Origin of the sequence: Ochrobactrum sp. S1502_03 (genome assembly GCF_044435015.1) — a bacterium.
Classification (GTDB): Bacteria; Pseudomonadota; Alphaproteobacteria; order Rhizobiales; family Rhizobiaceae; genus Brucella; species Brucella chromiisoli.
Genome location: NZ_JAYEXN010000001.1, coordinates 19966 through 42588 on the forward strand (window position 1 = coordinate 19966; position 22623 = coordinate 42588).

A 22623-nucleotide genomic window follows, 5' to 3' on the forward strand; every position below is an offset into this window, starting at 1 on the left:
TCCTAAGCCGCCAAATCCGCCACAAGCGCATCAAGCACCAGCGCACCATCCGGCGTTGCACGGATGAAGCTACCATCCATTTTTTCAATCATGCCCGATGCGATCAGTCGTTCAAGGCGTTTGCGATCAATATCATGGCCTGTCAGACCCTGATAACGCGCAAGATCAATGCCTTCGCGCAACCGCAAGCCCATCATCAGAAACTCATCGCCCTGCGGTTCACCGTCGAGATGCTCTTCCTCGACAATACCGTGGCCATGGGTTGCCACTTTTTCCAGCCATGTTTCAGGATGCTTTTCTGTCATTGTGACCGTGCGCAAGCCGTTTTCGATAAAGCGGCCATGTGCACCGGGACCAATGCCGACATATTGTCCATAGCGCCAGTAGACCAGATTGTGCTGCGACTCGCGCCCCGGCACCGCATGGTTTGAAATCTCATAGGCCGGAAGACCATGTTCCGCTGTGATCTTTTGCGTTTCTTCGTAAAGAGCAGCCGCGTGATCCGGGTCCGGCGTGGTGAGCTTGCCCGCCTTCCAGAGATTATAAAACTGCGTGCCTTCTTCAATTGTCAGCTGGTAGAGCGAGAGATGATCGGCAGCCAGACCAATGGCTTCTTTCAGCTCCTCACGCCAGGCTTCAATCGTCTGATTGGGCCGCGCATAGATGAGATCGAAAGACAGACGCGGGAAAATTTCACGCGCAAGCCGGATTGCCGCCTTGGCCTCTTCAACCGAATGCATACGCCCAAGACGGCGCAGATCAGGATCATTAAGCGCCTGAATGCCAAGCGAGACACGATTGACGCCCGCAGCACGATAGCCACGGAAACGATCAGCCTCCACGCTTGTCGGATTGGCTTCCAGTGTCACTTCAATATCAGGCGCGACAGTCCAGCGCGACGCAATACCATCAAGCAGGCTGCCAACCGTCGAGGGCTGCATCAGCGACGGCGTACCGCCGCCCAAAAAGATGCTGGTGACGGTGCGCGGGCCTGTGCGGGCGCGCAATGTGTCCATCTCGCGGTTAAAAGCTTCAGCAAAGCGCGGCTGATCAACCGGCTGATGGCGCACATGACTGTTAAAGTCGCAATAAGGACATTTGGCGAGGCAAAATGGCCAGTGCAGATAAACGCCAAACGCCGTTTCTCCATCTGCACGTGCTATCGGCAGAATATCGACACTTTTAGCAGATGGAGAAAAATGATGGTTCATTCAACCGCATCCGAAACAACGCCGAGCGCTTTTTCAGCAAACAGCTTGAAAGCACGCGCACGATGCGAAAGGGCTGACGCATCACCCGGCTTCCAGCCATGCTTTTCGTCAGCCGTCATTTCACCAAAGGTCTTCTCATAACCTTCCGGCTTGAAGACCGGATCATAGCCAAAGCCAATATCGCCGCGTGGCGGCCAGATCAGTGTACCTTCGACTTCACCGCGATAATATTGTGCTTCACCATCCGGCCATGCAAGGCAGATCACAGAAACAAAGCGCGCCTTGCGATCGGCAGGCGTGAGAGCACCCTTCTCCTGCAAAAGATCTTCGACCTTGCGCATCGCCATGTTAAAATCACGCGTGCCGTCTTCGGTTTCAGCCCAATCAGCGGTGTAAACGCCGGGTTCACCATCCAGCGCATCAACCATCAGGCCGGAATCATCGGACAACGACGGCAGGCCAGTGGCTTTTGCCGCAGCAAGCGCCTTGATGTAAGCATTCTGCTCGAAGGTTGTGCCGGTTTCTTCCGGCTCCGGCAGGCCAAGAGCCGCAACAGAGCTGACCTCGAAGCCAAACGGGGCAATCAGTCCATCAAACTCGCGCAGCTTACCTGCATTGTGCGATGCAACGATCAGTTTGCCTTTTTCGAGGTTTCTCATTTCAGTTCTACCTTTTTACGCATGATCTTATCCGAAAACCGGATGCCACTTTTCGGGATCATGCTTTAACTCCAAAGTTTCGGCTCGGCGAATTCCAGCGAATTGCCGGAAGGGTCGCGAAAATAAATCGAACGCGCGCCGTTAGGCCATTCTAATTCAGACTCAATTGCGATGCCGTGCATCGCAAGATGCTTGCGCCAGTCGTCAATCTCATCACGCGTGGCCGCAAAGCACATATGCCCCGGCCCACTCGTTCCATGCGGTGGCACTGGCAACGATCCGGGTGCCGCTGGTTTCAGCGTTTCTTCCGCTTTAAACAACAGCAGAATGCCATCGCCACAGCGGAAGAATGCATTGCGTTCACTGACCTTGCCCACCGGCTCGAGCCCGATAATGTCGCGATAGAATTTAATCGCCTCAGCAACATCACGGACATAGAGCGCGGTTTCAAGAATACGGGATGCCTGCATTTTCGGCCACCTCTTCAATGGAGATGGCCTTCCCTATCAGGCAAGTGCTGCCTTCTGCAACTCAACGAGCTGATTAATGCCGCCGCGTGCAAGCTTCATGAGCGCTGCAAACTCTTCTTCCGAGAATGGTGCCCCTTCAGCCGTACCCTGAATTTCGACAATGCCGCCCTTACCGGTCATGACGAAATTGCTGTCGGTTTCAGCAGCCGAATCTTCCGCATAATCGAGATCAAGCACAGGCTGACCTTCGTGAATGCCGCAGGAAATAGCTGCAATATGATCTTTGAGCACTTTTTCGATGCGGATCATCTGGCGCGCTTCCATCCAGCGCAGACAATCATGCAGAGCGATGAAACCACCCGTGATAGCAGCGGTGCGAGTGCCGCCATCAGCCTGAATGACATCGCAGTCGACTGTGATCTGAAATTCGCCAAGTGCCTGCAAGTCAACGACAGCGCGCAGCGAACGGCCGATCAGACGCTGAATTTCCTGCGTGCGTCCGCCCTGCTTGCCGGCTGCTGCTTCACGGCGCATACGATCACCGGTCGAGCGTGGCAGCATGCCATATTCTGCCGTGACCCAGCCCTTGCCGGAATTGCGCATCCAGCCCGGAACCTTTTCCTCTAAGCTTGCCGTGCACAGGACGTGGGTGTCGCCGAACTTCACAAGGCACGAGCCTTCCGCATGTTTGGAGACGCCGCGCTCAAAAGACACGGCACGCATTTCGTCAGCAGCGCGCTTGGATGGACGCATGGTAATTCCTCACTTCGATTTTCGTTGCGGCTTTTTAGGCTGCTCGGTAGCAAATAGAAAGAAATTTCGCCATTAATAACGATACAAGTGTTGAGAGCACCTGTTAGAATGCGCTTAGGCCTTTGACGCTTCGGCGCGCCGCCTTATATTTAGAGCCTTCAATTCAAAGGGTTCGCATTCAGACCATGATCAAGTCACCAGAACATCAGTTGCTCAGTTCGCTCGATCAACGGTCGCGCGATATATTCCGGCTGATCGTCGACAGCTATCTCAATGATGGCGATCCGGTCGGTTCGCGCAATTTATCGCGTCTGTTGCCACGGAGTCTTTCACCCGCCACCATTCGCAACGTGATGAGCGATCTGGAACATCTCGGCCTGATTTATGCCCCGCATATTTCCGCCGGGCGTCTACCGACGCAGATCGGGCTGCGTTTCTTTGTCGATGCATTCATGGAAGTGGGTGATCTGCCGCCCGATGAACGCTCATCCATTGAGGCACAGGTTCGCTCGGCCGGCACGAACAATTCAGTTGAAAGCGTGCTCACCGAAGCCAGTCAGGTTCTCTCCGGCCTGTCGCGCGGCGCAGGCCTTGTGCTTGCAACCAAGACGGAAGGCGCGCTCAAACATATCGAGTTCGTGCGTTTAGAGCCGACGCGTGCGCTTGCGGTGCTGGTGATGCAAAATGGCGATGTCGAAAACCGCGTCATCAATCTGCCAGCTGGCATTTCCGCATCGCAACTGGTGGAAGCTTCCAACTTTCTTAACGCGCATATTCATGGCCACACACTGTCGGAAGCAAAGTCGGAGCTCGAAAAGCTGTCGGAAGAAACCAGGCTGGAGCTTGATCAGCTCTCGCAGGAACTGGTTGAGCAAGGCATAGCAGTCTGGAGTGGCGCAGGCTCGGATCAGCCAGCTCGGCTGATCGTGCGTGGCCGAGCCAATCTACTTGAAAACATTCATGCGCAGGAAGATATTGAGCGTCTCAGGCATCTGTTTGATGATTTAGAGACCAAGGATGGTATGATCCAGTTGCTTGATCTGGCTGAATCGGGGTCCGGGGTGCGGATTTTCATCGGTTCGGAAAACAAACTGTTTTCCCTTTCCGGCTCTTCGCTGGTGGTTGCCCCTTATCGTGACAGCGAACAGCGCATCGTTGGTGCTTTGGGTGTCATTGGCCCGACCCGGCTAAACTATGCGCGCATCGTGCCAATGGTCGATTATACTGCGCAAATTGTCTCCCGATTGTTGCGTTAATTCCTGATATAAGTGTCAGACTTAACAAGGCCGGGAAATTAGACCTTGATTTTAATCCCGCGAAACTCAATATCCGGGCAAACACACTTCAAGACGGAAGAAGCATTATGGCTGATGAAAAAAACACACCTGAAAACCCCGATCTTGAGCAGCGCGATATCAACAATCCTCGTGATCGTGATGCGCTGAAGCGTGCTGCCGATGATTTTCTGAAAAGCCGCAAGGCTGAGGCACGCGCTGAGGTCGAAGAAGACGCAACTGTTGACGCTGAAAATCTGGCCGCCAACACCATTGCAGCGCTGGAAGCTGACAATGCAGAGCTGAAAGACCAGATGCTGCGTCTGGTTGCCGAGATGGAAAATCTGCGCAAGCGCACCCAGCGCGATGTTCAGGACGCGCGCACCTATGCCGTGACGAATTTTGCCCGCGATATGCTCTCAGTGTCCGACAATCTGCGCCGCGCACAGGATGCGATCCCCGCAGACGCACTGGAAAGCGATGCCAATCTCAAGTCGCTGGCCGAAGGCGTGGAAATGACCGAGCGCGCCATGCTGCAGGCATTGGAACGCCACGGCGTAACGAAGCTTGATCCAGAAGGTCAGAAGTTCGACCCGAACTTCCATCAGGCGATGTTTGAAGTTCCAAATCCCGAGCTTCCGAACAACACCGTTGTTCAGGTTGTTCAGGCAGGCTACGCCATTGGTGATCGCGTGCTGCGTCCGGCCATGGTTGGCGTTTCGAAGGGCGGTCCAAAGGTTGCGGCGGAAAACACTGCGACACCTGAGGGCGATGCCTAAGCCTATCTATTGCTGACACCTATTCAAACAAAGAGCGGCGGGTTTATCGCCGCTCTTTCTTTTTGTCCCTAACCATCGGAATATCGACAGAATGTCAGTCGGGAGACATGCGTGACGATCTTTGATTTTGCAAATTTTGCAGGTGTGTTTGTCTTCGCCGCCACCGGCGCGCTTGCCGCCTCACGCCGCCAGCTCGACATTATCGGCTTCATCTTTCTCGCCAATATAACAGGTATTGGTGGGGGGACGATTCGCGATCTGCTTCTGGGCGCACCGGTGTTCTGGGTGATTGAACCGTTCTATTTGCTGGCTGGCACATCGGCCGCCATCATCGTCTATTTCACGGCGCATCTCTTCGAATCGCGCTACCGGCTTCTGCTTTGGTGTGACGCTATCGGTATGGCAGCCTATACGGTTGTGGGCGCGGCCAAAGGGCTTGCGCTTGGCTTTGGGCCGTCCGTCGCCATCGTTACGGGTATTTTCACAGCAACTCTTGGCGGAATTTTGCGCGATATGGTGGCCGGTGAGCCATCCGTTCTGATGCGACGGGAAATTTATGTCAGCGCAGCACTGGCCGGTGCATGTCTCTATGTCTTGCTGGAACGTTTTGGTGTTGACCCGGTTTTTGCAGGCCTCTCAGCGGCGCTCACCGCATTCATCGTGCGCGGCGGGGCGCTCTATTTCGGCTGGAATCTGCCAGTTTATAAAAGCCGCCCCGGTCGCACTGAAGAAGAGCTCAAGCGCGACCGGATTGTAAGACCGGATGAATAATCAGATAAGCTTGGCCTGAGCCGCCACGGCCTGAAGATTGGCCAGTGGGCGCGGGCCCATCTGCTGAATAATCATACCGGCTGCAAGCGAACCAAGACGGGCGCAATCTTCCAGCGAACGGTCATTGGTATAGCCATACAGAAAACCGGCAGCGTAGAGATCACCCGCGCCGGTCGTATCGACCAGCTCTTCGATTTCGATCGCCGGAACGACAAGAGTCTGGTCTTCAGTGATGACCACCGCACCTTTTTCCGAACGCGTCACAATGACCAGCGGACAGTCTTTGCGCAACGATTCGATGGCGTCATCCAGCGCGTGGGTCTGATAAAGCGACTTGGCCTCGTCTTCATTTGCGAAAACGATATCGACCGTTCCTTTACGCATCAGATCAAGGAATTCCTCGCGATAGCGATCAACACAGAATGGATCAGAAAGCGTCATGGCGACCTTGCGGCCATGTTCATGGGCAATCTTGGAGGCCAGAACAATGGCTTCCTTGGCACGGGGTGGGTCCCACAGATAACCCTCGAAATAAGTGACCTTAGCGTCCGCTACCTTCGAGGTTTCAATATCTTCCGGCCCCAGCTCGACGCAGGCACCAAGATAGGTGTTCATCGAACGCTCGCCATCCGGAGTAACGAAAATCGTGCAACGCGCTGTCGGCGATCCCTTTTCCAGAGGACGCGTATCAAAAGCGACACCCTGCGCGCGAATATCATGCGCAAAGACGCGGCCTAGATGATCGGTTGCGACTTTACCAAAATAGGCGGAGCGACCGCCAAAGCTTGCAACGCCAGCCGCCGTGTTGCCTGCGCTGCCGCCAGACATTTCGGTGACCTGACCTTTGATGCGACTATAAAGCAATTCTGCCCGGTCACCATCAATCAGGTTCATGGCACCTTTGATGATGCCGTTTGTTTCAAGGAATGCATCCTCTGTGCGCGAGATAATATCGACAATGGCATTGCCAATGCAAAGAACGTCGAATGTAGCCATGAGCTTGATCTGGGGCTCCCCTTTTGTCTGCTGCCCGCCTCTGTCCGAGACATTCAGACAAGCGGTACGGCGGCAGTCATGTGGGGCGGGTTTAGCCTTTTGCAAGTCTTTTGACTACCCTGTTAAGCCTGCCTTCTGTGGGTAGCGCATATTGCACAGCAGCGCTGATATTCCTATTTTGATCCTGTGAGATCACGGAAAGTGGACCTGAATGATCATTGAAGCGGCACTAAAAGCGTTAAAGCGCCTTCCAACGCCGGAATTTCGTTCTGTTTTATGGAAAACATTGGGGCTGACGCTTCTCCTGCTCGTCGGGCTATGGGTCACCATTCGTCAAATATTTTTTACTTTGGCTTGGCCCTGGATGGAGCAAATCCTGCCCGGAATGCCCGATTGGGCCGGTTGGCTTGGCATTGTTGCGGCTATCGTTGCAGGTCTTGGGTTGGCGCTCGTTCTTGCTTTGATGATCGCGCCCGTCACAGCTCTTGTTGCTGGCATTTTCCTTGATGATGTTGCTGATGTGGTCGAGCGCGAGGATTATCCGGGTGAACCTCAAGGCACAGCGTTACCGCTCGGACGCGCCGTTGTGGCGTCGCTCAAATTTTTAGGCGTGGTCATTCTCGGCAATATTATAGCGCTGCTTCTGCTGTTTGTGCCGGGTGTCAACCTGATCGCCTTTTTCGTGATCAATGCCTATCTGCTGGGGCGCGAGTTCTTTGAATTTGCCGCCATGCGCTACCGGTCAGAAGCGGAAGCGAAAGCGTTACGCTCGCAATATGGTGTGACAGTCTTCCTTGCGGGGCTGGTCATCGCGGCCTTTCTTGCGATCCCGCTGCTCAATCTGCTGACACCGCTTTTTGCAGCTGCCATGATGATCCATCTGCACAAGGCAATTTCTGCAAAAGAGACTTTAAGGCTGCGGCGATAGCGCAATGAGCGCCGCAGGAATATCGCACGTCTTTCCCGGAAATTTGCAGATATCGGCAATCACGCAATTCTCGCATGTGGGCTTGCGTGCCTTACAGGTATAGCGTCCATGCAGGATCAGCCAGTGATGCGCATGGAAGAGATATTCTTTCGGGATAATCCGCATCAGAATGGCTTCCATCGCATCCGGCGTCTTGGCCGGTGCAAGCCCGATCCGGTTGCCAATGCGCAGGATATGTGTGTCCACCGCCATCGTTGCATGACCAAAGGCCATGCTCAGCACGACATTGGCCGTCTTGCGGCCAACGCCGGGCAGTTTCACCAGCGCATCAAGATCATCCGGCACTTCGCCGCCATGATCACGGATCAGCGCTTCAGACAGCAAAATGACATTCTTCGCCTTGTTGCGCCAAAGGCCGATGGTGCGGATATAGTTGCCAACCGTGTCTTCGCCCAGCGCCAGCATCTTTTGCGGTGTGTCAGCGATGGCAAAAAGCGCTCGGGTTGCCTTGTTCACCCCCGCATCGGTTGCCTGCGCTGACAAGGCCACAGCCACCAGCAGCGTGAAAGCATTCACATGCTCAAGCTCGCCCTTGGGTTCAGGGCGAATAATGGAAAAGCGGCGGAAAATTTCGTGAATCTCGTCAGCCGTATAAAGCGTACCAGCCACACGGCGCGCGCGGCGCGTGGGCGCGCTTACAGTCACGGAGGATTTGATTTTGGCGTTTTCCATTTTGCCTCTATACTTGGCTGCATCCGCGGAAAACAGTTCACAGCTTGACGCAGCCCCCAAACACTCCGCAAATTGAGGCGACCGGAATGGTCGTGAAATCCATGCACCATCCAGACGGCGCAAACCCAGACGCGTTTGACACCCCAATTTTTAAAGCCCTGCTGACGCCCTATCGCTCATTGGGGAAAACGGGTTTTCGGGTACTGATGGGCGGGCTGATCAGTTGCTGGCTGTTTGTCTGCGTTCTGTTCTGGTCAATCGGTGCATGGCCGATCATCGGCTTTTTTGGTCTTGATGTCTTGCTGATCTATCTGGCTTTTCGCTGGAATTACCATACGGCGAAAGCGCGCGAGGAAATATCCGTTTCACGCGCGGCCCTGCATATCCGCAAATTTGAGCCTTCAGGAAAATTGATCGAACATGAGTTTCATCCGTTCCGGGCACGGTTCACAATAGCACGAAAGCCGGAATTCGGCATTACATCCATGCATGTGGAAAGCCGCCCGTATCGCGTTCTCATCGGCGGCTTTCTCAATCCGGATGATCGCGAAAGCTTTGCAACGGCTTTTGGCCACGCGCTGAGCGAAGCACGGCGTTAAAACGAGCTTTGTGCGCCCAAGAGGGCGGTCGCACTCTCATGTTTTTCCACACATATTGACAAGTTTTGCATCGAACCCATCGGATTTACAGTGTGATGGGAGGAATTGGACTTCGGCTCTTGAAGTCGGACCTTTCACAAGCCATATCAGTTGAGTGAAAGATACGCCGCAAGGGTTCTTTCCAAGACGGTCGCTTCGATAAGGACTGATGCAATGACAAGAATTACCCCGTTTTCGAGCCCGCTTTTGCTCGGATTCGACACAATGGAAAAGACGCTGGAACGGATTGCCAAATCCGGTGATGGTTACCCGCCTTATAATATAGAACGTCTGCGTGGCGAGACTGGCTCTGAACGCCTGCGTATCACGCTTGCAGTTGCAGGATTTGCCAGCGACGATCTTGAAGTCATGACGGAAGACAATCAGCTTGTCATCCGCGGACGCCAAAACGACGATACGGAGCGCGAATTTCTGCATCGCGGCATTGCTGCGCGTCAGTTTCAACGCGTCTTTGTTCTGGCCGATGGTATGCGGGTTGTCGGGTGTGAACTGAAAAATGGACTTCTCGCCATTGATCTTGATCGACCTGAACCAGAACGGCTGATCAAACGTATCAATATAGCAGTGAAAGAGTGAAGCTGGTTCAGCTTATGTTCAACTAAAAACTGCTATAGGGATTTATTAAGCTCTTAAGCGCCATGATCGCAAATGATATGCCGCGAAAACGGAGGCTACGATGATGAACAGACACATCCTCACGGAACATGAATTCGCTCATCTGGGTGAAGGTGAAGTGGCTTATGTGCGCAAGATTCGTTCCGACGATCTCACCCGCACCTTCCCGGCCCTCCCCCCGATTGCTCCAGGTATAGAAATCTGGGCGCTGTTTGGCGCCAGCGGCGAGCCTATCGTCCTGTCCGATGTCCGTGCCACCGCCTTGCAGGGCGCGCATGAACATGAATTGCGCACGGTTATGCTGCATTAAATTCTTTGCGTGATGCCGGTCCGTCAACGGACCGGCATTGCTGCTTTCCGTAAAAGGGTGCCGGTCTCAGTTGTAACAAAACGGCACTTTAGCAGTCATAAGGCTTATTGCTGTCCCGTGGTCTTTTTATTTCCTGCCTGAGGCCAAGCCTGAAAACATCGTTCAGATAGACTTGATCCTGAATGCGGAAATGCGTAGTTCCAACTTTTTCAAAGCAGTGCTTAAGATAGAAGGCTATGGCGGGGCTATTTTCAGAATTGGTCGTCAACCAGACCGATGGACTGTCGGCATCTCGCGCATATTTCAACCCCTGTTCCAACAGCAGTCCTCCGAGCCCCCTGCCGTGGTGACGGGGCTGAACGTACAGGGTGGAAATCTCCATAGTGGAACAATCTGCGACAGGAGCCGCTTTCCCACCGCTGATGCGAATAAATCCATCGATACCATCTTCATTCTCTGACACGATAATATGTTCTTGGGGATCATCGAGCAGCGTGGCGAACTTATCGGATGTAAACTCATTTAGTGCATAATCAGCAAAAAACGCGTTTACCCCCCGCCTGATATAGGTCCCCAACCAGACTTCAATTGAGATAGCTGCCAATATTGCAGCATCAGACGGGCGGGCAATACGAAACTTCATGCGTAGGCTCCAGTCTTCAACTTGAACACGTTTCTAAGTCTTTTAAAAAGCTGGTAACCAGCAGCTTTTTTCGTAAATGGACCAAAGACTTTGCTGGTTTTACGAAGCATTGGCAGCTTAAACAATAAGATCGATAAACTAGCTGGGCGAAGATTTTGGTTAAACTTTTGTTCCAATTTGAAAATCGAAAGAATGAAGGATGAATTCTTGGCCCGCAAGATGCTAGAATAAGTAAAAACCGCCGTTCAGTGAGAACAGCGGTTTTTTTAACAGACGCTTATTTGACCTCAGGCGGCGTTTGACGCCGGATGCGATGTCAGGAATGAATAAAGTGCCTGCGCATCATGGGTTCCGCGCAGCTTTGCCACGGTGTCGGCATCGCGTAACATGCGAGCGATACGCGACAGGGCCTTCAGATGGTCGGCACCTGCATTTTCAGGTGCCAGAAGCAAGAACACAAGATCAACGGGCTGATCGTCCAATGCTTCAAAATCCACTGGCGTTTCAAGGCGCGCAAAAATCCCTGCAATCTTGTCGATGCTTGCGAGCTTACCATGAGGAATGGCAACGCCATTGCCAACGCCTGTAGAACCAAGGCGTTCGCGCTGGAGAATCGTTTCGAAAACTTCACGCTCCGGGAGACCGGTCAGTTCCGCAGCCTTTTCAGACAGAATCTGCAAAAGCTGCTTTTTGGAGCTGGCTTTCAGCGCCGGGATAATCGCCCCAGGCTGAATCAGATCACTAAGATCCATTCTCTCCGTTCCTTCTTCAATCAGGCCATTTGGGCCCGGTTTAGAGAAGCGCACGACAGCGAGAAAGACTGCGTGCGCTTCGGTTTGCCGTCAGGCGCGTGGTGCGGACTGACGGGTCACCGTTGACGGATCAACCCAGCCAATATTCCCGTCCGCACGACGGTAGACGATATTCACTTCATCATTGCCTGCATTGCGGAAGACCAGAACCGGATTTTCAATCAGGTCAAGTTCCACAACCGCCGACGCGACCGAAAGGGTGCGAAGAGCGACAGACGATTCCGCAACAATAGTTGGCGCGTAATCCACCGGAAGATCCTCCTCTTCCTCCGGCAGCGGTGCCATAACACGATATGCCACATCATCATAGATCGCATTTGGTGCAGTCGCAGGGCGGGATTTCAAACGACGCTTGTACCGACGCAAGCGTGTTTCAATCTTTTCTGCAGCCGCATCGAACGCCAATTGCGGGTCCTGTGCATCCCCGGTGCTCTGAAGAGTGGCACCGCTATCAAGATGCAAAGTGCAATCTGCGCTGTAGCGCGATCCGGACTTGGTGACCGTTACCTGCCCGGAAAAGCCATGATCAAAATATTTGCCGACCGCTTCATTAACCCGATCAATGATCCGGGTCGTAAAAGCCTCGCCGACGTCCATATGCTTTCCAGATACACGCAGAGTCATTTGGTACACCTCATTTGCGTTACACAACAGGACGCAGTCTAACCACAAGGTGAGCGAAGCGCAAAGCGAACCAGCATCAAATTTGCTTTTCGTCCTGTGCTATTTTCAAGCCCCGTTTCACAAATTCGGACACCGTGCCAAAACACCCGACCGAATATCTGCTCCAAAGCGGCTTTTGAATTTATTTCCCCCATGTGCCTTCAAAACACATGAATGAGAAGATCGCTGCACATCGTTCTTTTATGTAACGCCGGAAACGCGGAAGCGTTTCCCGAAATATTACCGAGCCTTTCGTTTTGTCGGCCAGACACCAAAATGCCGACCTTTACAAATGCGTATCCTAACGCGAGCGGGGCTTCTATTGGCTTAAAGGTTAATTGTCAATCACAGCTTCTGGCAGCCATTTTTTGCGAAAGCTCCCCCAGATAAACTTTAGCGCGCAGACAATCGCGCTTTCTTTTCCCGCCTGCGTTGAACCGATGATGGAATATTCATCGCTTCGCGGTATTTCGCTACCGTTCTGCGTGCAATATCCACGCCGTCCTTTTTCAAGGCATCAACGATCGCATCATCGGATAAGACATCCTCAGGCTTTTCCGCGTCGATCATCTGACGGATACGATGCCGCACACTCTCGGACGAATGCGCATCGCCTCCTTCGGAAGAAGCGATGGATGCATTGAAGAAATAGCGCAGTTCAAACACGCCGCGCGGTGTTGCCATGAATTTGTTGGCCGTCACGCGACTGATCGTTGATTCATGCATGCCAACGGCATCGGCCACGGTGCGCAGATTAAGCGGCTTGAGGTGCGTTACGCCGTGACGCAGAAATCCATCCTGCTGACGCACAATTTCCTGCGCCACTTTCAGGATCGTGCGCGCCCGCTGATCGAGGCTGCGCATAAGCCAGTTGGCCGACTGCATGCAATCAGCCAGAAATGCCTTTTCCTCACCTTTGATGGAAGGGCTGACTTCAGCATAATATTCATTATTCACGATCAATCGGGGCTGTGAGGCTGGATTAAGCTCAATCCCCCAGGTTCCATCACGCACCATCGCCACCAGCACATCCGGGATGATGACATCCGCCACCGAAACCTCAAACTGGGTTCCAGGCTTGGGATCAAGCATCCGAATCTCATTGAGCATATCGAGAATATCGGCCTGATCGACCCCGCAAAGCTTTTTAAGCGCTGCAAAATCCCGCCGCGCGAGCAGGTCAAGATTGTCAACCAGGGCTTCCATCGCCGGATCAAACCGATCCTTGAGACGAAGCTGTATGGCGAGACATTCGCGCAGATCACGCGCAAAAAGTCCAGCAGGATCAAAGCTCTGCATTTCATGAAGAATGCGATCGACATGGCCTGTCTCAACGCCAAGATTCTGGGCAAGCAATGTCACATCAGCACGCAGATAACCGCTCTCATCCAAAGCATCGGCCAGAGCGGTTGCAATGAAGCGGTCAGGGACGCTGGCAAATGTCATTGCTATTTGCTCGGCAACATGCGCGCTCAGCGAGATGCGACTTGCCGTAACCTGATCAATGTCATAGCTGCCGCCTGCACTATAAGTTTCGCCTGCGGACGTCTTCCACTGTGCGGCAACGTCCATATGTGCATCATCGCTGCGGCCCGGATCATCGGGAAAGATATTCTCCAGCGAACTGTCGAAAGCAGATGAGAGCCCCTGCGCATCCTCGACAGCTTCTGTCTTGAACCAGTCGTCATCTGCTGTGGGATCAGATGCGCCAGCATCCTCATTGTCGCGTTGAGGCTCTGCGTCTGAAAAATCATCATTCGCTGCCTCTATTCTGTCCAGCAGCGGATTTTTTTCAATTTCAAGATTAAGAAACTGATCCAGCTCGACATGCGTCATCTGAAGCAGCTTGATAGACTGCATCAGCTGAGGCGTCATCACCAGCGACTGCGACTGGCGAAAATCAAGCTTCGGCGATAGGGCCATGCGTTGTGTAATTCCCCCGGTTTCCCCCTGCCAACACATCAAAGGCTGGCAAAACCGCCATTTCCAAATTTCTTTTCAATCAAGGCGTGTCAGTCATCAAAACTGGTACGAACCTTGCTTGTCAATTCAGAATGTGCGTTTTACGGGCAAAAGTGGAAAATAGTCGCAGGAAAGAAAACGCATGGACTGCGATTTCAGAGCACACGTTGCAATCAGATTGAATCAGAGGGTGAACTGATCGCCGAGATAGAGCCTGCGCACGTCAGGATTGGCGACAATTTCCGCAGGACGGCCATGAGTCAGAACCTGCCCCGCATGGATGATATAGGCACGATCAATCAGGCCGAGCGTTTCACGCACATTGTGGTCGGTGATCAGGACGCCGATGCCACGGCTGGTCAGATGACGCACAAGCTGCTGAATATCGGAAACCGCAATCGGATCAACACCGGCAAAGGGTTCGTCAAGCAACATGAAATTCGGGCGCGATGCGAGCGCACGGGCAATTTCCAGACGGCGACGCTCACCGCCAGACAACGAAATGGCGGGTGCTTTACGCAGATGCGCAATGTGAAACTCTTCGAGCAAGGCATCGAGTTCTATCGCGCGTTTCTTGCGGTCTTTTTCGACAACTTCCAGCACGGCCTTGATGTTGTTTTCAACAGAAAGGCCACGGAAAATCGAGGCTTCCTGTGGCAGATAACCGATACCAAGACGCGAGCGGCGATACATCGGCATTGAAGTTACATCATAACCATCGATCTCAATGGCACCGGCATCCGCCGGAACAAGGCCTGTCACCATATAGAAACAGGTGGTCTTACCGGCACCGTTGGGGCCAAGAATGCCCACAGCTTCACCAGCGCGCACACCAAATGACACGCCGTTGACAACCTGTCGTCCGCGATAGCTTTTGCATAGGCCACGGGCAACCAAAGTCCCTTTGAGACGGGCCACTTTGCCAGGCTGCGATGGCATGACGCCTTCAACATCCTCGGAAACGGTCTGCGACTCTTCGGCCTTCTTGTTCGAGAACAATCCCACGCACGCTCCGCTTAATTCGATTTGGGCGCGGCACCGCCCTGCTGTTTATCGCCGGGCGCCATGATGATGGAGACGCGGCCCTTGCTCTGGCCCTTGCAGCTTTCGAGGAAAGCCTTGCCGGTGTCCATATGGGCTGTGAGCTTGCAGCCGGTTGCAACATTATCGCCATCGGTCAGAACGACCTTCTGGCCTTGCAACACCATGACCTGGCTTTTGCCATCATAGGTTCCGGTGTCACCGGTTGCGACCTGCGTGCCGGATTTCAGATAAACCTTGCCACTGATTTCAAGGCGATCAATGCCCGATCCGCTCAAACCGGCAGTACCGCCTGCGGGCTGTGTGCCTCCGCCCTGCGCGTCCTTATTATAAAAGACAATCATCTTGCCCGACTTCAGAAGCGCATCGCCCTGCATCACGGAAACATTGCCCGTGAAAATGGCCTTGCCTTCCTTATCGAGCATTTCAAGCTTGTCGGCATCAATCTTGATCGGGTCCTTGCCGCCGGAAAGCTTGAGACTGCCAAAAGGCACCTGCTGGCTATCCTGAGCCTGAACGGAAACCGGCGCAACAAGCAGGCCAAGCGCCAAAGCCGCAAATCCTATCCGCAAACTGCGGGTCTTCATGCTCTTGTTCATCTTGACCGTCTCGCGTTCCATGTTTTTTAGCTCCCCTACATATCCCATCCAAGGAATCAGGCCGAGCGCATAAAATTCAATGCCCGACGCATAAACCCGTCCGAAAAGTCTATCAACCTTTCAGACCGCCACCTCAAGCAATAATCACTAGACGCCGATCTTAAACTGAACGCAGCCAGATACAAATATCTGACTGCGCAGAAAGAAACGAAGCCCAAAGTCAGCGGCAATACGATTTTAACCAGGCGTGTTGTCACCTGAAACCGCGCCACCGTCAATGACAACACGCACCTTGTTTTCAAAGATCACGATCTTGCCGCTCTCTTTGATCTGCATGCTGTCAGCGCTAATCTGTGTACTACCATTACGAATATCGACAGGCTTATCCGTCGTCACCTGACCGCTCTTGAGATTAACATCCGCAGAACGCATGACAGCGCGCAAGCCTTCGTTTGTCGTAACAGTAAAATCCTTATCAAGTTGCAAACGACCGTTCGCATTGTCGTAAACACCGGAAGCAGCCTCAACCTTGGCGCTGCCATTCTCGCCAACGGGGAGCTCTGCAGAAATGCCCTCAAGCGCAATCGAACCGCTGTTTTTGGCGTCCTGCACAGCCTTTTGAGCAATCATCGAATAGGGGCGGTTGTCTTTGGTATAGCCGTTAAGCTGCGGATTGCTCATCACAAGCTTTCCAGCCTCGCCGCCATTGTTGACCTCAACCTTCACAGGCGCTGAGGGCGTTGCCAGAAATGTGTACCAGGAAAACACGGCTGCAAGCGCAATGGCTGCAACAGGCAGAGCTGCTTTAAGCACGCGCACGCGGATCGAGTGCCGCTGGGCCGAACGAAAAACAGAAGCAGCCTTTTCAGACGCTCCAAAATGCATGCCTGCGCCTTTTGGGGCTGCGGTGGCAGCGCCTTGCGAAGCATGTATATGTGGTGTGTCAGCGCTCATCATATCTTTCGATCATTTAATGTTAATCGTCGGCGTTTTTAATGTCCGTTTATTGCTCAACTGTTTACACGAACATCAGGAATGAACATTTTCATCTGATGCTGTCTTCGTTCAATATGGCTTATTTGGGATGCAATAGCCCGACACTCAAGTCTATTACAGACCGCAAAACAACGCACCTGCCATGCAAATGTGACGGGACACTAAAAAATGGCCGAAAAACGTATGTTTTAGCCCCCAAAATGCAGGTAAAAAGCTGATCACTTCATTGTTAACATAAAACTGATTTTGATTATAGTCTCGGATCAATTGGGATAAAATGATTGCCGCCTTTCCCTATTGCCAGCCATAGATTAAAAGAGGTTTGTGATACTGTATGAAGTGGATGGATAAGCATGGCTCATGATGCCGAAGCACTGATCGAAAGACGCAAACTGCGCAGAAAGCTCACCATCTGGCGCGTTGCTTTTTTGCTTTTGCTGGCGGCACTGATTGCTGGCATTGCCTCCTATTCCATGCGCGGCCCGAATTTTGCCACGCCACATGTTGCAAAAGTTCGCATTGAAGGCACCATTTTCGAGAATGAAGAACTGCTCAAGCGCCTCAATAAAATTGCCAATGACGATGCGGTCAAAGGGGTTATTCTGATCCTTGATTCACCCGGCGGCACCACTGTTGGTGGCGAATCAATTTATGAGGCAGTTCGGAAAATTGCCGAAAAAAAGCCCGTCGTAACCCAGGTTGGGACACTTGCAGCATCGGCTGGTTATATGATTGCCAGCGCTTCTGATCATATTATTGCGCGCCAGACGTCCATCGTCGGATCAATCGGTGTGCTGTTCCAATATCCCGACCTTTCAAAACTTCTCGATACGATTGGCGTCAAAGTCGAGGCGATCAAGTCGTCGCCGCTGAAAGCTGAGCCAAATTATTTCAGCCCCGCAAGCGAAGAAGCCAAGGCGATGATCCGCAATATGATCATGGATTCCTACGATTGGTTCGTGGGAATCGTGCAGGAACGCCGCTCTTTCACGCATGAACAAGCGCTTGCACTTGCCAATGGTGCTGTTTTCACCGGACGTCAAGCCGTTCAAAACAAGCTGATTGACGGACTGGGCGGTGAAGAAGAAGCTGTGGCATGGCTAGACAGCAAGGGCGTGTCGAAAGATTTGCCCAAGCTCGAATGGAAGCCGGAAAGCAGCGACACAGGTTTTTCGCTGCGTGATCTGATTATTCACGCCGGTGCGCGTCTTCTTGGCGTACCGCAGCAGGCCGATGGATTGCTAAAGGAGATCGCAAATGATCGTATCTTCCTTGACGGACTTCTTTCGGTTTGGCACGTTGATGGAACGTCGGGTATCACCCCGGCAAATAAGTGAGTCCTTTGGCGGACAACGAAAACACAGGGGTTTAAAGCCGTGATCAAATCCGAACTCGTTCAGATTATCGCCAGCCGTAATCCGCATCTTTTCCAGCGCGATGTTGAAAATATCGTTGGCGCGGTTTTTGATGAGATCACCAGCGCACTTGCCGAGGGAAATCGAGTGGAATTGCGCGGCTTCGGCGCTTTCTCGGTAAAAAACCGCCCTGCCCGCAGCGGTCGCAATCCGCGCACCGGCGATACGGTTGAAGTCGAAGAAAAGTGGGTGCCGTTCTTCAAAACCGGTAAAGAGCTGCGCGACCGTCTCAACGGCGCCATCTAATCCATCATGGTGGCAAAGCGCGTTATCACGATTGTCATTTTAGTACCGTTGGCGGTCATTCTGATCGCGCTTTCGGTTGCCAACCGTGAAACGGTCGGTCTGACAATTGACCCGTTTAATCCCGGCAATCCGGCGCTGACCTATCAGGCACCGTTGTTTATCTGGCTGTTTGGGGCGCTTATCCTTGGTGCGCTAATCGGCGCGGCTGTGACATGGCTGACGCAAGGCAAGCATCGCCGCCGCGGACGCCATTATAAAAAGGAAGCGTCGCTGCTTCTGGAACGTGCCGAAACGGCTGAAAAGCGCCATGCCTCAAACGCAGTTTCTACTCTCCGATAGCACTCGCTTTTCTTTTTCACTTTCGTTCCGGTACTATTTGGCCTACCTACGGGCCAAATAGATCACGGAGTTTCGGGTGAAGGCGCCAAAAGCAAAAGGCAAAAAGCCGACAGGCGGTAAAGAGCAACGCGGTTCAGGCCGTGCAAAGCATGATGAACCGCGTTCAGCAGCAAGGCAGGAGAACAAGCCGGACAGCAAGGCTGCGTTCTTCAAAAAGCCGCGTCCGCAATTTGCAAAAGCCACGCCAAAGCCCGCTGAAGAAAAGCAGATTGCTGCCCCTCAGCGCGAAATCAAAGCTTATGCAGGTGCGCGTCCGGGCGAGCGCGCACCGGTTATTCTCGAAACCGCGCCATCGGATGACTATGCGCTGCTCGACAGCGGCAACGGTCTCAAGCTCGAACAATATGGCCCTTATCGCATCATTCGCCCGGAAGGTCAGGCAATCTGGCTCCCAAGCTTGCCTAAGAGCGAATGGGATACGGCTGATGCGGTCTTTACCGGCAACACCGATGAAGAAGGCATGGGACGCTGGGCGTTTCCAAAAGTGCCCCTAGGCGAAACATGGCCGATGCAGCATGACGGCATTTCGTTTCATGGCCGCTTCACGTCGTTCCGCCATGTCGGTGTTTTTCCGGAACAGGCTGCCCACTGGTCTTATATGGACGGTCTGATCCGTGAAGCAGCCAAGGCGGGCCGCACGGTAAAAGTGCTCAATCTGTTCGGCTATACGGGTGTAGCCTCGCTCGTTGCAGCGCGCGCCGGTGCTGAAGTCACCCATGTTGACGCCTCCAAGAAGGCGATCATCTGGGCACGCGAAAATCAGGAAATGGCAGGCCTCTCCGACAAGCCGATCCGCTGGATCTGCGAAGACGCTATGAAATTTGTCGCGCGCGAAGAGCGCCGCGGCAGTTTCTACGACATCATCCTGCTTGATCCGCCCGCCTATGGCCGTGGGCCGAACGGCGAAGTCTGGCAGTTGTTCGAACATCTGCCTGCCATGGTCGATACCTGCCGTTCCATTCTCACGCCAAACGCGCTGGCCGTCATTCTGACTGCCTATTCGATCCGAGCATCCTTCTTCGCCATTCATGAACTGGTGCGCGACCGTTTTACCGGCCTTGGCGGGACGGTCGAATCGGGCGAACTTATTCTTCGTGAACGTGCAAGCCAACGCGCACTTTCCACCTCCATGTTCAGCCGCTGGGTAGCAAAATGAGCCGAAATGACGATTTCTCCAAAAGCGGCAATATGCATTCAAGTCCTCGCGTGGGACAGGTGAAGGAAGTCACCAGCCTCACCAATCCGATTGTCAAAGACCTGCGCTCGCTGGCGCTGAAAAAATTTCGCGATCAGCAGGGCGTGTTTCTGGCTGAAGGTCTGAAGCTGGTGATTGATGCCTTTGAACAGGACTGGCGCATCAAGACACTGGTGTTTGCCAAGTCCGGCAAAGGCAACAAAATGGTCGAACAGGTTGCAGCGCGTACCTTCGCAAAAGGCGGACTGGTGCTCGAAGTGACCGAAAAGATCATGGCTGCGATCACGCGGCGCGATAATCCGCAGATGGTGGTTGGTGTTTTCGAGCAGCAATATCAGCAGCTTGCAAACCTCAGGCCAAAAGGCGACGATGTTTACATCGCACTTGATCGCGTGCGCGATCCCGGCAATCTCGGTACGGTTATCCGCACCGCTGACGCGGTCGGTGCCAAGGGCATCATCCTGATTGGTGATACCACTGATCCCTATTCGCTTGAAACCGTGCGCGCCACGATGGGCTCGGTCTTCTCAATGCCGCTCTATAAGACAACGGAAACTGAGTTTCTCAGCTGGCGCAAAGGCTTTTCGGGCCTCCTCGTTGGCACCCATCTCAAAGGTGCTGTCGATTATCGCACCATCCCTTATGCCAAAAAGCCGGTCATTCTGATGATGGGCAATGAACAGCAGGGTCTACCGGACACACTTGCTGAGAGCTGCGACAAGCTTGCACGCATCCCACAGGCAGGCCGCGCAGATTCGCTCAATCTGGCGATTGCCACGGGTGTCATGCTTTATGAAATTCGCCGCGAGGCGCTCACGCTTGATGAAAGGGTCAGCGGATGAAGCGTCATGCGGTTTTGTCGTCGTTTCTCGTTGTCATCATCGCAGTCCTGATTGATCAGGGCGTCAAATATCTTGTCGAAACCCGCATGGGCTATGGGCAACAGATTGACCTGCTGCCGTTTCTTGCGCTGTTTCGCACGCATAATGAAGGCATCGCGTTTTCGATGCTGGCATGGCTGCATGACTGGGGACTGGTCGCAATCACTGCCGCCGTCATTGTTTTCGTGCTTTACCTCTGGTGGACCAATCCGGCCAACCGGGTCTTTGCGCGTTATGGCTTTGCGCTTGTGGTGGGTGGTGCGATCGGGAACCTGATCGACCGCGTCATGCATGGCTATGTCGTGGATTACATTCTCTTCCACCTGTCGACATGGTCTTTTGCCGTCTTCAATCTCGCGGATGCTTTCATTACCATCGGCGCGGGCCTGATCATTCTCGAAGAGTTTCTTGGATGGCGGCGTGAAAGAAAGGCAGCGAGATAGGCTCTTTCTTGCACGCAAAGCGCAGCACTTGATCCAAATGACCCTTTGTCATAGTTTGAATTTCAAATTTAACAATTTTTTGAAGGGGATAAGCGCCACTCACAGCGATTGACACATTGGTGACACGCTTCTGTCATCCTCACGTAGCACTGACACTCTATTGCTATGGCGAGAATGAAACAAATCATCCGTTGCCACTGCAAACCATTCAGGAATGCGTGAATAACAGGATCAGGAGCTTATCATCATGTCAACTCTGCTTGGAATGAGCCAGCAAATCATCGATGATACGATCATGTCGGGTATAGAAGCACAGCAGGCACTTTTTGAAACCAATGGTGACCCCATTGTATTGGGACGCATTGGTTCACTTGAAGTACGACTTGCAAACTCCCGCGAAGCGATTGAAGCTGCGCAGGAATTGCGGTTTCGTGTCTTCTTCGAAGAGATGGGCGCCCGCAAGGAAACCATTGAAGAAGTTGAATTGAGAGACGCCGACCGGTTCGATGCCATTTGCGATCATCTTCTGGTTTATGACACTGCGCTGCCTGTGCCTGAGCACAAGCAGATCGTCGGCACCTATCGCCTGATGCGCAGCGATCAGGCTGAAAAGTCACTCGGCTTCTATTCAGCCGACGAATATGACGTGCAGCGTCTTGCACTGTCGCGTCCCGACCTCAAGCTTCTCGAACTTGGACGCTCCTGCGTTAAAGCGGAATACCGTTCCAAGCGCACGGTTGAGTTGCTCTGGCAGGGTGCGTGGGCCTATTGCCGTCGCCATTCGATTGATGTGATGTTTGGTTGTGCATCGTTCCATGGTGCCGTGCCTGCCGCACATGCGCTGGGGCTTTCATTCCTGTACCAGAATTGCCGTGCAACGCCGGATTGGGACGTGCGCGCACTCCCCCATCGCTATCAGCCGATGGATCTGATGCCAAAGGAAGCGATCAACACCAAGGTAGCACTCTTCTCGATGCCACCGCTGGTGAAAGGCTACTTACGCCTTGGTGCGATGATTGGTGATGGCGCAGTGATCGATGAAGCTTTTGGCACCACGGATGTTTTCATCATCCTGCCGATTGAGCGCATTTCCAGCCGCTACATTACTTATTACGGCGCGGACGCTAACCGCTTTGTATAAAAGAAAAGGCGAAGCACCAGCTTCGCCTTT

At 53.2% G+C, this 22623-nt stretch carries 27 protein-coding genes; 14 read left to right on the top strand and 13 right to left on the bottom strand.

The window, feature by feature from the left end; all coding sequences use genetic code 11:
• Positions 1 to 2 precede the first annotated feature (2 nt).
• The 4 genes from hemW to rph form a co-directional block, all read right to left on the bottom strand.
• Positions 3 to 1211 carry a radical SAM family heme chaperone HemW gene (gene hemW / locus VBH83_RS00100; RefSeq protein WP_265982737.1) on the bottom strand — a complete coding sequence of 403 codons (1209 nt, stop codon included), beginning with the start codon at positions 1209 to 1211 and terminating at the stop codon, positions 3 to 5.
• A complete protein-coding gene (gene rdgB, locus VBH83_RS00105) occupies positions 1208 to 1870 on the bottom strand; it encodes an RdgB/HAM1 family non-canonical purine NTP pyrophosphatase (RefSeq protein WP_265982735.1) in 663 nt (220 codons plus the stop codon). The genes hemW and rdgB overlap by 4 nt, the downstream gene beginning before the upstream one ends.
• Positions 1871 to 1935: 65 nt before the next feature.
• Positions 1936 to 2340: a VOC family protein gene (locus tag VBH83_RS00110; RefSeq protein WP_265982734.1), complete on the bottom strand. Its 405-nt coding sequence runs from the start codon at positions 2338 to 2340 to the stop codon at positions 1936 to 1938.
• Positions 2341 to 2376: 36 nt separating this feature from the next.
• Positions 2377 to 3093: a ribonuclease PH gene (gene rph / locus VBH83_RS00115; protein WP_265982733.1), complete on the bottom strand. Its 717-nt coding sequence runs from the start codon at positions 3091 to 3093 to the stop codon at positions 2377 to 2379.
• 185 nt (positions 3094 to 3278) lie between these two features.
• Between rph and hrcA the strand changes: the two genes are divergently transcribed.
• The 3 genes from hrcA to VBH83_RS00130 all read left to right on the top strand — a co-directional run bounded on the left by hrcA (position 3279) and on the right by VBH83_RS00130 (position 5917).
• Complete coding sequence (gene hrcA, locus VBH83_RS00120) at positions 3279 to 4349, top strand: heat-inducible transcriptional repressor HrcA (protein WP_265982732.1); 1071 nt, start codon at positions 3279 to 3281, stop codon at positions 4347 to 4349.
• A gap of 107 nt (positions 4350 to 4456) precedes the next feature.
• The gene (gene grpE / locus VBH83_RS00125; protein ID WP_265982731.1) at positions 4457 to 5146 is read left to right on the top strand and encodes a nucleotide exchange factor GrpE; all 690 of its coding nucleotides are present in this window, start codon (positions 4457 to 4459) and stop codon (positions 5144 to 5146) included.
• Between the two features lie 111 nt (positions 5147 to 5257).
• Positions 5258 to 5917 (top strand): trimeric intracellular cation channel family protein, encoded by a 660-nt coding sequence (locus VBH83_RS00130; RefSeq protein ID WP_265982730.1) that lies wholly within the window; start codon positions 5258 to 5260, stop codon positions 5915 to 5917.
• Here the strand turns inward: VBH83_RS00130 and VBH83_RS00135 are convergent, their stop codons facing one another.
• Positions 5918 to 6913: an adenosine kinase gene (locus VBH83_RS00135; RefSeq protein WP_265982729.1), complete on the bottom strand. Its 996-nt coding sequence runs from the start codon at positions 6911 to 6913 to the stop codon at positions 5918 to 5920.
• 211 nt (positions 6914 to 7124) lie between these two features.
• On the opposite strand from VBH83_RS00135, the gene VBH83_RS00140 reads away from it, so the two are divergent.
• Positions 7125 to 7841, top strand: a complete 717-nt coding sequence (locus VBH83_RS00140) for a sulfate transporter family protein (RefSeq protein ID WP_265982728.1) — start codon at positions 7125 to 7127, stop codon at positions 7839 to 7841.
• Here VBH83_RS00140 and nth read toward each other — a convergent pair.
• Positions 7824 to 8573: an endonuclease III gene (gene nth, locus VBH83_RS00145; protein ID WP_396995871.1), complete on the bottom strand. Its 750-nt coding sequence runs from the start codon at positions 8571 to 8573 to the stop codon at positions 7824 to 7826. The two genes, VBH83_RS00140 and nth, sit on opposite strands and share 18 nt — an antisense overlap.
• A gap of 101 nt (positions 8574 to 8674) precedes the next feature.
• On the opposite strand from nth, the gene VBH83_RS00150 reads away from it, so the two are divergent.
• The 3 genes from VBH83_RS00150 to VBH83_RS00160 all read left to right on the top strand — a co-directional run bounded on the left by VBH83_RS00150 (position 8675) and on the right by VBH83_RS00160 (position 10157).
• On the top strand, positions 8675 to 9172 hold the full coding sequence (locus VBH83_RS00150) for a DUF2244 domain-containing protein (RefSeq protein ID WP_265983825.1): 498 nt from the start codon (positions 8675 to 8677) through the stop codon (positions 9170 to 9172).
• A 213-nt stretch (positions 9173 to 9385) separates the two neighbouring features.
• On the top strand, positions 9386 to 9808 hold the full coding sequence (locus VBH83_RS00155) for an Hsp20 family protein (protein WP_265982726.1): 423 nt from the start codon (positions 9386 to 9388) through the stop codon (positions 9806 to 9808).
• Between the two features lie 103 nt (positions 9809 to 9911).
• The gene (locus VBH83_RS00160) at positions 9912 to 10157 is read left to right on the top strand and encodes a DUF1150 family protein (RefSeq protein WP_265983824.1); all 246 of its coding nucleotides are present in this window, start codon (positions 9912 to 9914) and stop codon (positions 10155 to 10157) included.
• Between the two features lie 88 nt (positions 10158 to 10245).
• Here VBH83_RS00160 and VBH83_RS00165 read toward each other — a convergent pair whose 3' ends face one another.
• The 7 genes from VBH83_RS00165 to lptC form a co-directional block, all read right to left on the bottom strand.
• Positions 10246 to 10800, bottom strand: a complete 555-nt coding sequence (locus VBH83_RS00165) for a GNAT family N-acetyltransferase (protein ID WP_265982725.1) — start codon at positions 10798 to 10800, stop codon at positions 10246 to 10248.
• 287 nt (positions 10801 to 11087) lie between these two features.
• Positions 11088 to 11552, bottom strand: a complete 465-nt coding sequence (gene ptsN / locus VBH83_RS00170) for a PTS IIA-like nitrogen regulatory protein PtsN (RefSeq protein WP_265982724.1) — start codon at positions 11550 to 11552, stop codon at positions 11088 to 11090.
• 90 nt (positions 11553 to 11642) lie between these two features.
• Positions 11643 to 12236: a ribosome hibernation-promoting factor, HPF/YfiA family gene (hpf, locus tag VBH83_RS00175; protein ID WP_265982723.1), complete on the bottom strand. Its 594-nt coding sequence runs from the start codon at positions 12234 to 12236 to the stop codon at positions 11643 to 11645.
• A 432-nt stretch (positions 12237 to 12668) separates the two neighbouring features.
• Positions 12669 to 14198, bottom strand: a complete 1530-nt coding sequence (gene rpoN / locus VBH83_RS00180) for an RNA polymerase factor sigma-54 (RefSeq protein WP_265982722.1) — start codon at positions 14196 to 14198, stop codon at positions 12669 to 12671.
• A gap of 222 nt (positions 14199 to 14420) precedes the next feature.
• A complete protein-coding gene (gene lptB / locus VBH83_RS00185) occupies positions 14421 to 15242 on the bottom strand; it encodes an LPS export ABC transporter ATP-binding protein (protein WP_396995875.1) in 822 nt (273 codons plus the stop codon).
• An 11-nt stretch (positions 15243 to 15253) separates the two neighbouring features.
• Positions 15254 to 15898, bottom strand: coding sequence for an LptA/OstA family protein (locus VBH83_RS00190; protein WP_265982721.1), 645 nt, complete (start codon positions 15896 to 15898; stop codon positions 15254 to 15256).
• A 216-nt stretch (positions 15899 to 16114) separates the two neighbouring features.
• Positions 16115 to 16831, bottom strand: a complete 717-nt coding sequence (lptC, locus tag VBH83_RS00195; protein ID WP_265983821.1) for an LPS export ABC transporter periplasmic protein LptC — start codon at positions 16829 to 16831, stop codon at positions 16115 to 16117.
• A gap of 395 nt (positions 16832 to 17226) precedes the next feature.
• On the opposite strand from lptC, the gene sppA reads away from it, so the two are divergent.
• From sppA to VBH83_RS00230, 7 genes are all read left to right on the top strand, one after another.
• On the top strand, positions 17227 to 18210 hold the full coding sequence (gene sppA / locus VBH83_RS00200; RefSeq protein ID WP_265982720.1) for a signal peptide peptidase SppA: 984 nt from the start codon (positions 17227 to 17229) through the stop codon (positions 18208 to 18210).
• A gap of 39 nt (positions 18211 to 18249) precedes the next feature.
• Positions 18250 to 18534, top strand: a complete 285-nt coding sequence (locus tag VBH83_RS00205; protein WP_265982719.1) for an integration host factor subunit beta — start codon at positions 18250 to 18252, stop codon at positions 18532 to 18534.
• A gap of 6 nt (positions 18535 to 18540) precedes the next feature.
• Positions 18541 to 18873 carry a LapA family protein gene (locus VBH83_RS00210; protein ID WP_265982718.1) on the top strand — a complete coding sequence of 111 codons (333 nt, stop codon included), beginning with the start codon at positions 18541 to 18543 and terminating at the stop codon, positions 18871 to 18873.
• A gap of 76 nt (positions 18874 to 18949) precedes the next feature.
• A complete protein-coding gene (locus tag VBH83_RS00215; RefSeq protein ID WP_265982717.1) occupies positions 18950 to 20089 on the top strand; it encodes a class I SAM-dependent methyltransferase in 1140 nt (379 codons plus the stop codon).
• A complete protein-coding gene (locus tag VBH83_RS00220; protein WP_265982716.1) occupies positions 20086 to 20970 on the top strand; it encodes an RNA methyltransferase in 885 nt (294 codons plus the stop codon). Before VBH83_RS00215 ends, VBH83_RS00220 begins: the two co-directional genes overlap by 4 nt.
• A complete protein-coding gene (lspA, locus tag VBH83_RS00225; protein ID WP_396995879.1) occupies positions 20967 to 21452 on the top strand; it encodes a signal peptidase II in 486 nt (161 codons plus the stop codon). Before VBH83_RS00220 ends, lspA begins: the two co-directional genes overlap by 4 nt.
• Positions 21453 to 21699: 247 nt before the next feature.
• A complete protein-coding gene (locus tag VBH83_RS00230) occupies positions 21700 to 22593 on the top strand; it encodes a GNAT family N-acetyltransferase (protein ID WP_265982714.1) in 894 nt (297 codons plus the stop codon).
• The last annotated feature ends 30 nt before the right edge of the window (positions 22594 to 22623 follow it).